Genomic DNA, 12,332 nt, shown 5'->3' with positions numbered 1-12,332 from the left:
GTCGTTCAGAGCAGGTTGGGCAGCAGGCGGGTGACGGCGCCGGAGACGGCGAGGCCGAGGGCGGCCAGGACGGGGGCGCCGACGATCCAGGTCTGCCAGCGGCCCCACACCCGGTGGGCGGCCACGGTCAGCAGCGCGGCCAGCAGCAGCGCCTGCGACCAGAGGAAGACCGGGAGCCAGGCGGCGCCCTCGCTGCCCATGGCCTGCTCGGAGCCGCTGATCCAGCCGAGGCCCAGCGGACGGGGCGGGCTCGGCTGGACGGCGCTGGTCAGGGCCGCGTCGACGCGGATCGTGCCGGACGGGGTGTAGGGCCCGCCCTCGGCGGTGATGAGCGTGAGCCGCCCCTGGTCCGCGGTGAGGACGGGCGGCAGCGGGTCGCCCTCGCGGCGGACGTCCGTGACCCGGTAGGTGGCGGTGCCCTGACCGGTCGTCACCCGGATGTCGCTGCCGACGGGCAGTTCGTGCAGGTGGTTGAACGGGCTGCCGTAGCCCCACTGGCGGCCCATGATCACGCTGGTGCCGGCCTGGCCTGGCAGCGGGGTGTCCCGGCGGTGGCCAGGTCCCGCCATCAGCACACCGGAGGTGGTGCTCTCGCCGACGACCTGCTTCAGGCCGAGCGCCGGGATGCGCAGCAGGGCGACCGGCGCGCCCGGCTCCAGCATCAGGCCGTCGTACGTCCGCTGGCCCACCGGGGCGACGCCCAGGGCGAGCTCCCGGCGGAACTCGTCGTAGGCCGTCTCCTGGTCGCGGCTGTGCTGGAGGTGCCCGACGATCGTGAGGTTGGCGGCGAAGCCGAGGAGCAGGGCGGAGAGCAGGCACAGCGCGACCCCCGCGAAGGCGAAGCCGGGTCGCTCGGCCCGCGGTGCCGCCGCACGGGGCTCGGGTGCGGGCGCCGGCGCCGGCGGCGCCTGGGCCGGCGGGGGCGGGGACAGAACGGTCACGGGGCGCGCTCCTGTGGAGAGGTGTGTGGTGGAGACACGGCGGCGCGGGCGGCGGGGTGGGGCCCGCCGCCCGCGGTGCCGGGGGCGGTCAGGCCCGGGGCTCGCCGAAGGTCAGCAGTCCGTTGCGGCGGCCGTACCGGACGAAGCCGATGCCGGCCGCGGTGAGGACGACGGCGCCGATGCCGGAGAACAGCGCGATCTGGCTGCCGGTGGAGGCGAGACCGCCACCGCCGCCGGAGGTGCCCGAGCCGCCGGAGGTGCCGCCGGTGGATCCGCCGGAGGTGCCGTCGCCGCCGGTGGTGCCGGCCGTGTCACCGGAGGACCCGTCGGTCGGCCCGTCGGAGGGACCGTCCGTGGGCTCGTCGGAGGGGTCGCCGCCCGGGTCGTCGGACGGGGTCGCCGAGGGGGACTCGGAGGAGGGTTCGGCGAGGGTGAAGTCGACCGCTCCCACGGCGTTCACGCCGCCGGTGCAGTCGGGGCTGTAGTCCCAGTTGGTCGGCCCGGCCACGGCGTCGTCAGGGACGGTCAGCGCGTCCCAGGTCAGCGTGCCGCTCGCGTCGGCCGTGGCGTCCGGGAACCGGGCGTCGTTGCCGCGCAGGGCCATCGCGTGCGTGGTTCCCGACACGCACCCGCGGATGACGACCTTCACCGACTGGCCGCGCTCCAGCTGCGGGTTGTAGCCGAGCAGGGTCCCGGAGTCCTTGTCGTACATCTCGTACCTCGGCAGCTGCGCGGTGACCCGGGCGGGCGTGGATTCCGAGGAGCCCCACTCGGCGGCGCTGGCCGGGGTGAACCGGGCGACGATGTCGTGCGTCCCCTCGGCCAGCGCCGGGGTGGTGAACTCGGCCTTCCCGCCCGTGACCGTGGCCTGGCCCAGGGTCGTGGCGCCGTCCACGAAGGCGACGGTGCCGGTCGCCTCCGCGGGGGAGAGCGTCGCGGTGAGCTTCGACGTCCCGTCGGGCGCGACCACGGCGGGGTCGGCGGCGAGCGCGACGCCGGTGGCCGTGGCGCCCTCACCGACCGCCCAGTGGTCGCCGGTGACGGTGATCTTCTGGGACCAGTACGGGTCGCCCGGCACGATCGACGAGGGCGGGATGGACCAGTCGTCGTTCTCGACGCACCGCAGCCGCAGTTCGTAGGTGCCGTCGCCCGCGATGATGTCGGACAGGCTCCTGACGTCCACGCCCGGATTGTCCGCCGCGGCCAGCGAGACCGTCGAGGACGCCGCGGTGTAGGGCGCCTGGTCGGTGATGCCGGTCACGGCCACCGCCTCGGTGCCGTCGGGCCTGACCACGTACAGGGCCAGCACGCTGTTCCAGTTGATGTCCTCGATGGCGGCGTCGGGACACGCGCCGGAGAACCCGGCGGAGCCGGCGATCGGCTGTGCGTCGGTCAGGCTGCCGCTGCCGGGCGTCAGGGTGAAGTCACCGACCGAGGCCGCCCGGGCAGGCGGGGACTGTGAGGTGATCAGGGCCACCAGGCCCAGGGCCACCAGAGCACAGGCGGCCGCGAGGGCGGCCGCTCTTCGGAACGGATGTGGCACGGTCATTGCTTGGCCCCCCGGGGGACGGTCGGACGGATGTACCGGAACAGCGCGTGGGGCCGGGCACCCGAGGGTGCCCGGCCGTCGCGCGGGGATCAGACGGTGCGCACGGGTCAGCGCTCGGCCTTGGTGGTGGTGTCACCGCAGAGGGTGCCGAGGGTGCCGAAGCCGTACTTGGTGATCGTGGTGGTGTCGGAGCAGACCTTCGAGGCGGAGCCGACGAAGGTCTGCGCGACGACGCTGTTGGTGAGGCTGGCGGTCGGGACGACGTTGTAGACGTTCCGCAGGAAGGCGGGGGTGAAGGCGGTGTTGAGCGCGATCGCCGAGCCCGAACCGGTGGTCGGGGCGGTGCCGTTGATGTTGCGCAGACGCGACTCGCCGCGGCGGTTGGGGACGTCCGAGAGGCCCTTGCCCTGGGCGATCCACTGGGCGATCGAGTACGGCATCAGCTGGTTGGCGTTGGCGATCGCCTCGCCGTTGTGCTCCTGGATGGTGCCGTTGACGCAGCTGCCGAGGTCGGACTCGGTGAGGCCCAGGGCCTGCAGCCAGAACGAGCGGGTGCCGGAGCCGGACTGCGGCAGCAGCGGCTGCGCGTTCGGGAACTCGGTGGAGGTGCACTTGTAGATCGCGGCGAGCTGCGCCGTGGTCAGGTTCGTCGGCAGCGTGCTGCCCAGGTCGGTGGCGTAGGTGACACCGTCCTTGGCGAACGGGACGAAGGTCAGGTCGGTGGTGCTGGTGTCCGCCGGGCCACGCGAGGAACGGGCGAAGTCGATGCAGTGGGTGCCCGCGTCCAGGTCGGCGTTGAGCGCGTTGATGCCGGCCGACGAGCCGTCGGGGCGCGCGACGGTGGCACAGCCGGACGCCTTGGTCTTGATGGTGGACGTGCCGGTCGCGTTCCACGACGCGATGATCTTGCCGCTGGCGTTGGTCACCGTGGAGGACTCGCTGAGGCCGTTCATCACGTACTGCGTGGTGTCCGAGCCGACACCCGCGAGCTGGCGGTAGTCGGTGAGCGGCGTCGGGTCGGCGACGGCCGGGGAGGTGAGGATTCCGAGACCGAGAGCCGCGGCACCGAAAACAGCGCCGACCTTGGCGTAGGACTTGACGTTCACTTCTGAACCCCTTGTTTTCCGGTTTTCGAAGACTGGACGTTCAAGCTGAATCCGGAAGGCCGAAAAAAGAATCCGGATTTCCGTGCTGCCGACCCGCCGGCCGGCCACCGCATACGCTTCCATCAATTCCGTACGGTGACCAACCAATTCCCGACGAGGGAAAGGTTACGGGGAGGCTTCCTAGGTGCCTCCTAGGGAATTCTCCGATGGGCGAGGCGAAGCAGGACGGGACCCGAAAGCCCTGCCGCACCGCCGAGGAACAGAACGGCGAGCAGAATCCAGCGGACGATTCCCATGACCTCCGCGGGGGTCACGCCGCCGCGGCTGTCCGCCACGGGCTGCTGCGGCCCCGCGGAGGGCGGCGCGGAACCGTGCGCCGCGGCCGCCCGCGACGGGCCGGAGGTGCCGCCCGCACCGGCTGTGCCCGCGGTCCCTGCGCCGCCGTCCGTGGAGCCGGAGACCCCTCCGGCGGCGGAACCGGAACCGGATCCGGCTCCACCGGAGCCGCCGTCGCCCGGCGGGCCGGACGGGGAGCCGCCCGTGGCGCCGCCCTGCTCCAGGGCGTTCGCGGCGGTCACGGCCTGCGCGCGCTGCTCGGCGGGCAGCGGCGCGTAGCCGTAGGGAAGCTGACCGGCCGCCAGGCCCTGGGTCTGGCCCGCGCCGGCCACGTACCTGATGAACTTCGCGTACGCCGTGCGGGTCGCGGCGTCCTGGTTCGTCGAGGCCGCGGCGTAGGCGACGGCCGTCAGCGGGTAGGCCTGGCCCTTGGCCCGCGCCGGGTCGGGATCGAGCACGGTGGCGTCCACCGGCGACGGCTTCATGGCCTCGACCGCGGCCGTGAGCGTGCCGGCCGAGGGCTTGACGAAGGTTCCGTCCGCGTTGCGCAGGGCCGCCGTCTTCAGTCCGTAGCGCTCGGCCGACGCGGTGTCGACGAGCGCCAGGACGGCGCGCCTGCCCGGCGGGGACACGTCGTTGCCGAGCTTGGCCGGGGATCCGTTGCCTCCCGGCTGCCATACGACGGTCCGGTTGTTGTTGCCCCGGAGGGTGCGCACGGCCCCGTCGTGCAGGTCCGCCGTGTACGGGTCCAGGTCGGTCAGGGCGTAGGTCAGCGGCGGGGTGCTGTTGTTGGCGAGGGCGACCGGCGTCGTCGGGTCCACCTTCGGGTAGTCGGTCAGCTCGGTGCTCTTCGCCAGGTCCAGATCCTTGAAGTAGGGATTCACCTTCGTGCCCCAGGGATCCGGTTTTCCGGACAGGAAATCCCGGGCGTCCGGATCGGACTGGAGCCAGTTCCAGACCAGGCGGGTCGTGTCGGAACTCTGCAGCGGAACCATCAGACTTCTCGGTGATCCCTGGAGCTGCGGAAAGCCCGGATTCAGCTCCTGGAACTCCTTGTCGTCGACGAAACTGCTCGGATTCCCTTTCAGATGGTCCGGCGTCGTGAGGAGGGACACGTCCTTCACATAGGAATGCGTGAGCATCTTGGCGACGAGCCGTGGGGTCAGTCTCATGTCCTGGACGACACCGTCGGGGCCCTCGAAGAAGAACGCGACCGCCACTCCCGACACCGCGACCGGTGCCTCGACGACCTTCGCCGCGGCGTCCCGCTGGTCCACCGGGTCGACGGTGAAGCCGAGCAGCGGCTGGTCGGACGTCGTGTTCAGCACCTGGCTCCTGGCCACCTCCTCCCCGCCCTGGGTGAAGGCGAAGGTGCTCCCCGTGACCGAGCACAGTTTCGGCTGCCAGGACGTGACGGCGTCCGTCGCCAGTTCGGAGCCGGCCGTGGGCCGCTCCGGCTGGCCGGTCGGGCAGAACTCGTCGACCGGCTGGAAGGAGAGCGGGACGACCATCCGCTGGGCCCAGTTGGAGGCGGACAGCGGCGAGGTGGCGAGGTTGGGGGTGCGTCCGTCGCCTGCGTTCAGGACATCCGTGCCGTCGGCCTCGTGCGTGCCGCGCGGCACGACGACCAGCCAGCACGCCCGCGGGGCCGGGTCGCTGCCCGAGGGCGCGGTGTTGGCGCCGCATCCGAGGTGCGGGGCCTCCACGGCGTCCTGCACCTCGAAGTTCACCTCTCCGGTGCCGTTGGCGAACGTACGGTTGGCGACCTGCTCGTTCGTGTCCAGCGGGCCGAAGTAGGTGGTGTCCGTGGCCGACGTGGTGGCCGGGAGGCCGCCGACGGGCTGGAACGGAACGAAGGCGTTCGCACCGGTGTATCGCGTCTCCGCCGGGTCGTAGACCTGGGAGGCCGCGGGATCGGCGCTGACCATCCGCCGCCCGGAGAAGGCACCCTTGATCACGTCGTCGCCGACGCCCGAGCTGCCGAACTCGCACTGCTCGCGGCTGGGTCCGGCCGGGTCGTCGCCCCAGCACTGCATGATCTGCAGGTAGTTGTACTGGTAGACGTTGTCCGAGGTGGGAGCCCCGCCCGTCCAGCTGACCCGGACGCCCTGTGAGCGCAGGTCCTTCGTCTGGTGGACGGTCACCTTCAGCCGGGAGAAGTCGTCGTACGGGCCTTTCCTCCCCGTCACCGTCACCGCGGAGTCCGCCGCCCCGCCGTCCGCGGCCGCGGCGGGGGGCGTGACGGGCGGGAGCGGGAGCAGGGCCAGGGCAAGGGCGGCCAGCAGGGCTCCCACGGCGGCGACGACGCGCGGCCCCGGCCGCCGGTCCGGTGCGGTGTTCATGCCGCACCGCCCTTGCGGCGGCTCCGGCCGGCCATCAGCCGGGCGACCACGGGCGGGCCCACGACGACGCCGACCAGGAGCACGGCCGACAGTGCCATCAGCGCGGTGCGCAGGCCCATGGAGTCGTCCGAGGCGAGCGAGACGGGGCTCGCGGCGACCGAGGTGTCGCCGGTGTTCTGGCCGCCGCCGAGCGCCTCACCCGTGTCCGGGTCGACGCCGCCGCCCGTCGTACCGCCCGCGCCGGTGCCGCCCGCGGCGGAGCCGGCCGAGCCGCCCGTCGCCGTACCCCCCGAACCGCCCGTCGTGCCCGAGCCGCCCGTCGAGGCCGTGCCGCCGCCGGTTCCGGAGCCGCCCGAGGCGGAGCCGCCGCCGGAGCCCGAGCCGCCCGCGGCGGAGCCGTTGCCGACCTGCGTGGGCGTCTTGTTGCCGCCGGTGCCGGTCGCGCACTGGTCGGACCCCTTCTTGTCGCAGGCCTGCGGGTAGGGGGCGTTCTCCAGCAGGACGTTCCTGCCGCCGGAGAAGGTCGGGTTGTTGCACGTGCCGATGTCGATGTTCGCGGCCACCGCGCCCGGGATCTTCTTCGTCTGGTCCATGGCCGCCTGCACCAGGTTCTTCGGCAGCGGCGAGTAGCCGAGCCGGTCCGCCAGTTGCTGGCCCTCGCAGAGGAAGTAGTCGTTGAAGGTGCTCAGCGTGGCGCCCTTGGCCTTGGTGAAGCCCATCTCCTCCTTCGTCGGGATGATCATGTAGCTGTAGGAGGAGAGCGGGTAGGTGCGCTTGTCTCCGTAGGTGTAGACGGAGTCCAGGTTCTGGGTGAGGTAGTTCGCGGAGCGCGGGTCGTCGTTGATCCTGGCCTGGGTCAGTGCGACGGCGACGCTGGAGGCGGTCGGCTCGATGTAGTAGCCGGCCCGGTTGAGGACCTTGGCGACCGGGAAGCCCGCGTTGCGCGCGTAGGAGTACTCGACGTAGGTGATGGCGCCCTCGGCCTGCGGCTGCTTGGTGTAGCCGGCGACGCCGAGCGACTGCGACTGGGCGACGAAGCCCGAACCGGGGATCACCGGGAAGTACGACGTCAGACCGCAGGGCGTGGGCTTGCCCGCCCGGCGGCAGTAGTCGTTCCAGAGGGAGCCGTACTCCTTGGACATCCACAGGCTGAACTGCGCGGTCGTACCGGAGCCGTCGGAGCGGACGACGGGGACGATGCGGCGGGCGGGCAGGTTCAGGCCGGGGTTGTCGGCCTTGATCTCCGGCGCGTTCCACTGGGTGAGTCCGCCGGTGAAGATCTTGGTGATGACGGAGCCGGACAGCCGCAGGTTGGTGACCTGCCGGCCGCCGATCTTCAGGTTGTACATGAACGACGTGCCGCCGGCCACGATCGGCATGTACGCGTACTTGCGCTGCGGCGGGGCCTCGGTGGTGCCGAACTCGGTGAGGCCGTAGGGGATCTCCGAGACGCCGAAGTCGGAGGTGCCGTTGGCGAACTGGGTCCGGCCGACCGACGAGCCGACCGCCGAGTAGTTGACGGTCAGGCCCTGCTGCTTGACGTTGCGGCGCCACTGCTCGATGGCGTTGGAGCTCCACGTCGAACCGGATCCGCTGATCTTGACGTAGGTGGCGGCGAAGGCGCCCGGCGGGTGCAGCGCCAGCAGCACGCAGACCAGGGCGACGCAGACGGCCAGCGCCTGGTGCACGCGCGTAGCGCGCGGGCGTCGGACAGGGGCGGGTATCACGGGGTGCTCCTCGTCGGTGCGGGTCTGACGGACGGCTGGTCGGTGACGGCACGGGCCGCGAAGCGCCGGGTGTCGCGGCGGGACGCCTTGACCCGGCGGTGTTCCTGGCGGCGGGTCAGCTGCCCGGGTCCGCGGCCGCCGATGACGCGGGCGACGACGAACAGGACGAGCACCAGCAGCAGGAGCACCGCGGCGGTGCCGAAGCCGCGCGCGATGTAGGTGGGCTCGGGGGACTTGACCAGTTCGAAGGTGGCCAGCGGGAGCGACACCATCGGGTCGTGCAGCGGATCGGTGTTGAGTTCCGCGGTGTAGCCGGCGGTCAGCAGCACCGGCGAGGTCTCCCCGACCCCGCGGGCGGTGCCCAGGATGATCGCGGTCATCAGTCCGGACCGCGAGGTGGGCAGCACCACGTGCCACACGGTGCGCCACCGCGAGGTGCCGAGCGCGTACGACGCCTCCCGCAGCGTGCCCGGGACCAGCCGGATCACCACGTCCGAGGCCCGGATGATGATCGGCAGCATCATCACGGAGATCGCCAGCGCGGCGGCGAGCCCGGAGCGGTCGAAGCCGAGCGCGAGGATGAAGGTCGCGTAGATGAACAGGCCCGCGACGATGGACGGCAGCGCGGTCATCGCCTCGACGATGGTGCGGACGAACCGGCTGAAGGCGCCCGGCACCTCGTTGAGGAAGACCGCGCAGACCAGCCCGGTCGGGATGCAGATCACCAGGGCGATGGAGATCTGCCACAGGGTGCCGACGATCGCGTGCAGGATGCCGCCGACGCTGAGCGGTTCGATCGGGCCCGCGTCGGCCATCGACTGGGTGTAGAAGTTCAGGTGCGGCAGCGCGTCGCGGCCCTCGTAGATGGTGTAGACGATCACGAAGGCCAGCACGGCGATCATCACGACGCCGAGGCTCTGGACGACGGCGGCGGCCACCCGGTCGCGGACCGCGGGCCCGTCCTCGTCGAAGGAGACCAGCAGCGCGTACAGGCCGAGGAAGAGCGCGTAGGCGATCACGACGAAGCCCAGGGCGCCGTTGAAGGGCAGCAGCCGGTCGAACATCACCCAGGTGATCGCGAGGGCCGCGGCGGCGGCGCCGAGCATGGCGTACACGTCGGTCGCGCGCAGCGTGGAGAGGTTGCGGCGGGACTCGGTGAGTCCGGTGCGGCGCGCGGGCAGCCGGGTGCGCGGTGCCCGCGCCTCGGCGGGCGGTGTCTGCGGTCCCTGGTCGCCGGGTGGGCTCTGGGCGGTGGTGACGGTCATCGGGGCGGGGTCTCCTCAGGAGTCGCTGGTCGCGCCGGAGCGGCTGCGGGCGACGATCGACGACGCGACGAAGTTGACGACGAGGGTCATCAGGAACAGCGCGAGGCCCGCGGCCATCAGCGCCGACATGCCGATCTCGCTCGCCTCGCCGTAGCGCAGGGCGATCAGCGAGGAGACCGAGCTGGTGCCGTTCTGCAGGATGTGCGGCTGGATCGCGAAGACCGGCGAGATGATCAGGTAGACGGCGATGGTCTCGCCGAGCGCCCGGCCCAGGCCCAGCATGGTGCCGCCGATGACGCCGCCCTTGCCGAAGGGCAGCACGACGCTGCGGATCATGCCCCAGCGGTTGGCGCCGAGCGCGTACGCGCCCTCCCGTTCGCCGACCGGGGCCTGCGAGAACACCTCGCGCATCACCGAGCAGATGATCGGCGCGACCATCAGGGAGACGACCATGCCGGCGATGAAGGTGGAGGAGGTGTAGACGGTGGCGGTGGCGAGCGGGTCGTGCGGGTCGGCGCCGTCGACCTCGAAGAGCGGGATCCACCCGAGGTACGTGGAGATCCAGCGCGACAGGGAGACCACGTGCCCCTGGAAGAAGAACAGCCCCCACAGGCCGTAGACGACCGACGGCACGGCCGCCATCAGGTCGACGATGCTGACGAGGGTGCGGCGCAGCCGCGGCGGCGCGTACTCGGAGATGTACAGCGCCGTGCCGAGCGCCAGCGGTACGGCGAACGCGATGGCGACGAGCGCGATGAGGACGGTGCCGACCAGGACGGCCGCGATGCCGAAGTGGCCGCCGTCGGGCTCCCAGGTCTCGGTGGTGAGGAAGGCCCACTTCGCGACCGTCAGGGCCTGCCAGGCCCGGTAGGTGAGGAAGCCGCCGACGAGCAGCATGATGGCCAGCACCAGGGCGCCGCCGCCGCGCAGCGCGCCCCTGAACACCCGGTCCGGGACGCCTGGATCGGCGTACAGGCGTCTCGGCGGGTCGTCGGCCGGACCCCACGGTCGCTCGTCTCTTCGCGTCGTCACATGGGCCGACGCTCCTGAGGCCGGATGGACTTCGGCACACGCGGAAGTGAACGAGGTGACCCCGAGAGGCAACTTCCGGGATTGACGTGAACGCGGCGACGTGGAGAACGTAAAAGGGCCCGAACCCACCGTCGCGGCGGGTTCAGACCCCTGCACAGAAATAACGGGCCGGACGACCGGGTTCGCCCGTCAGTCCATGTCCTCCCAGGCGATCATGCCGCCCGCCCCGATATCGACCAGGAGGCCCCGGAAACGCTCATAGGCGGCCTGGCAGGTCGAATGCCGTTCGTAGGCGCGCGACGACACCGCCAGCGCGCCGCCGGCCGGATCACGCAACCGCCAGACCCAGCCATTGCCCTCGGAGGTGTGGTGCACACCCCCGGGTAATGCGAGGACATCGGCGCACATGCGCTCGAACGCCGTCCGGCACTCCTCGTAGCTCCGGTACGTCAGGGCCGCCACCGCGACGACCCGTCCATTGGTGGCCGTGAGCCGCCACAGGTAACTCCCGTCTGCGGATATGTCTATGTGACAGCGCGTGCCGGGTACGGCCGCGCCCCCCTGTCTTGCCGCCATCCATCCCCACCCCTGCGGTTCCCGTTGTCAGGAAAGCCGCACGTTCGGACGCTGGTTCGCCCGCCGTGCGGCACCCGCAGGGTAGTGAGACACAAGTGACAACGATTGCCCACTCTTTAATGTACCGAGCATGCTTCACCCAATGGTTGCCCCTCGTTCACATGGCTGCCGCACAGGGCCGAAAACCGGGCGCGGTACGCGTAGGTGGCCGCCAGGTCCGCTGAAATTAGGGTCGAGTTCTCCCTTCGGTTTTCCATGGAATCGACGCAGCCGATATTCGCCCGTACTTCTCTTTACCGGGAAATCCCCGATGCCGTGGGACAAGCATCGAAAGCGTTCCAAAATCTCCACGCGATGAGTACGCTGCACACGTCAATTCGGGCCCGGCTGACGGGAATTGGCCGGCCATGGCATTCAACTTGGGGAATTCGCATGCGCATGTACTCTGCCGTCGCCGCCGCGTGCGGCGTCGTGGCCCTGTCCGCCCTCGCCGTTCCGGCCGCACACGCGGACGAGCAGTACGGCGACACCTATGTCACCGGCGTCGTCGTCAACAGCGGTGACCCCGTGGTCGTCGGTACGGGCGCGAGAACCGTCTCGGTCGCGGTCACCGCGACCGACCCGACCGGCCTCTCGGAGATCAACGCCACGCTGTACCACGGCGCGTACGCCGCCCAGGACAGCACGGTCGCGGCGGCGACGGACTGCGCCCCGACCGCCGACGCCACCACCACCTGCGTCCTGACCTTCGACCTCGCACCGGGCACCGCCCCGGCCGCCAGTGCGCTGGCGGGCACCTGGAGCGTCAGCGCCTACGCGATCGCGGCCGACGGCGACGCCCAGTTCCTGGAGCGGGCGGCCACGTTCACCATGAAGCGCGACACCCGGCTGACCGCCGACGCCACCCCCGAGCCGGTGAAATGGGGCAAGCTCCTCACGGTCAAGGGCACGGTGCAGAACGCCGACTGGGCGACCGCCTCGTTCGCCGCGGCCGCGGCCGGCCAGTCGGCGCGGCTCCAGTTCCGGCCGTCGGGCTGCGCCACCTGGAGCACCCTGAAGACCGCCGTCACCGCCGCCGACGGCACCCTGTCGACCGCCGTCCGCGCCTACGCCGACGGCGACTACCGCTGGTCCTACGCCGGTACGGCCACGACCGCCGCCGCGGTCTCCCCGGCCGACCACGTCGACGTCCGCTGACCCCGCGTCCGGCCCTGCGCTGAAACAACGGTGCCGGGCCTCCGTCACGGAGGCCCGGCACCACGCGCTCAGGAAAAATCCCGACACCGGGCGCACAGGGACAAGCCCGACGGCCGGCCCGAGACCTGGCGCCCGACCGCCGACCCGAGACCTGGCGCCCGACGGCCGACCCGGCACCGCACCCGCGAGGAGCAGCCCGACCGCCGACCCGAGACCCGGCGCCCGACGGTCCTCACGAGACCTGGCGCCCGACGGCCGACC

At 71.6% G+C, this 12,332-nt stretch carries 9 protein-coding genes; 1 reads left to right on the top strand and 8 read right to left on the bottom strand.

Translation table 11 applies throughout. The features are described from left to right. Positions 1–5: 5 nt before the first annotated feature. The 8 genes from ACIQOE_RS16275 to ACIQOE_RS16240 all read right to left on the bottom strand — a co-directional run bounded on the left by ACIQOE_RS16275 (position 6) and on the right by ACIQOE_RS16240 (position 10,760). Positions 6–941 (bottom strand): class E sortase, encoded by a 936-nt coding sequence (locus tag ACIQOE_RS16275; protein WP_351318590.1) that lies wholly within the window; start codon positions 939–941, stop codon positions 6–8. Between the two features lie 88 nt (positions 942–1,029). Continuing rightward, on the bottom strand, positions 1,030–2,490 hold the full coding sequence (locus ACIQOE_RS16270; protein WP_401412018.1) for an Ig-like domain repeat protein: 1,461 nt from the start codon (positions 2,488–2,490) through the stop codon (positions 1,030–1,032). A gap of 107 nt (positions 2,491–2,597) precedes the next feature. Then, positions 2,598–3,596: a hypothetical protein gene (locus tag ACIQOE_RS16265; protein WP_365554528.1), complete on the bottom strand. Its 999-nt coding sequence runs from the start codon at positions 3,594–3,596 to the stop codon at positions 2,598–2,600. Between the two features lie 191 nt (positions 3,597–3,787). Further along, positions 3,788–6,274: a hypothetical protein gene (locus ACIQOE_RS16260; RefSeq protein ID WP_401412016.1), complete on the bottom strand. Its 2,487-nt coding sequence runs from the start codon at positions 6,272–6,274 to the stop codon at positions 3,788–3,790. Beyond that, complete coding sequence (gene pstS / locus ACIQOE_RS16255) at positions 6,271–8,001, bottom strand: phosphate ABC transporter substrate-binding protein PstS (protein ID WP_401412014.1); 1,731 nt, start codon at positions 7,999–8,001, stop codon at positions 6,271–6,273. The genes ACIQOE_RS16260 and pstS overlap by 4 nt, the downstream gene beginning before the upstream one ends. Next, positions 7,998–9,266 (bottom strand): phosphate ABC transporter permease PstA, encoded by a 1,269-nt coding sequence (pstA, locus tag ACIQOE_RS16250; RefSeq protein ID WP_401412012.1) that lies wholly within the window; start codon positions 9,264–9,266, stop codon positions 7,998–8,000. Before pstA ends, pstS begins: the two co-directional genes overlap by 4 nt. A gap of 15 nt (positions 9,267–9,281) precedes the next feature. Next, positions 9,282–10,298 carry a phosphate ABC transporter permease subunit PstC gene (pstC, locus tag ACIQOE_RS16245; protein WP_351318578.1) on the bottom strand — a complete coding sequence of 339 codons (1,017 nt, stop codon included), beginning with the start codon at positions 10,296–10,298 and terminating at the stop codon, positions 9,282–9,284. 189 nt (positions 10,299–10,487) lie between these two features. Further along, positions 10,488–10,760 (bottom strand): hypothetical protein, encoded by a 273-nt coding sequence (locus tag ACIQOE_RS16240; protein ID WP_351318576.1) that lies wholly within the window; start codon positions 10,758–10,760, stop codon positions 10,488–10,490. A 546-nt stretch (positions 10,761–11,306) separates the two neighbouring features. Between ACIQOE_RS16240 and ACIQOE_RS16235 the strand changes: the two genes are divergently transcribed. Next, the gene (locus ACIQOE_RS16235; protein ID WP_401412010.1) at positions 11,307–12,071 is read left to right on the top strand and encodes a calcium-binding protein; all 765 of its coding nucleotides are present in this window, start codon (positions 11,307–11,309) and stop codon (positions 12,069–12,071) included. Positions 12,072–12,332 lie beyond the last annotated feature (261 nt).

It is taken from the genome of Streptomyces sp. NPDC091282, assembly GCF_044757385.1.
Lineage (GTDB): Bacteria > Actinomycetota > Actinomycetes > Streptomycetales > Streptomycetaceae > Streptomyces > Streptomyces gramineus.
Note: the sequence above shows the minus strand (reverse complement) of the source record. Positions and strands in the feature narration are given on the sequence as shown.

Coding starts and splice junctions, on each gene's coding strand:
- ACIQOE_RS16260 (WP_401412016.1), bottom strand. CDS start 6,274: ATGAACACCGCACCGGACCGGCGGCCGGGGCCGCGCGTCGTCGCCGCC.
- ACIQOE_RS16235 (WP_401412010.1), top strand. CDS start 11,307: ATGCGCATGTACTCTGCCGTCGCCGCCGCGTGCGGCGTCGTGGCCCTG.
- pstA (WP_401412012.1), bottom strand. CDS start 9,266: ATGACCGTCACCACCGCCCAGAGCCCACCCGGCGACCAGGGACCGCAG.
- ACIQOE_RS16270 (WP_401412018.1), bottom strand. CDS start 2,490: ATGACCGTGCCACATCCGTTCCGAAGAGCGGCCGCCCTCGCGGCCGCC.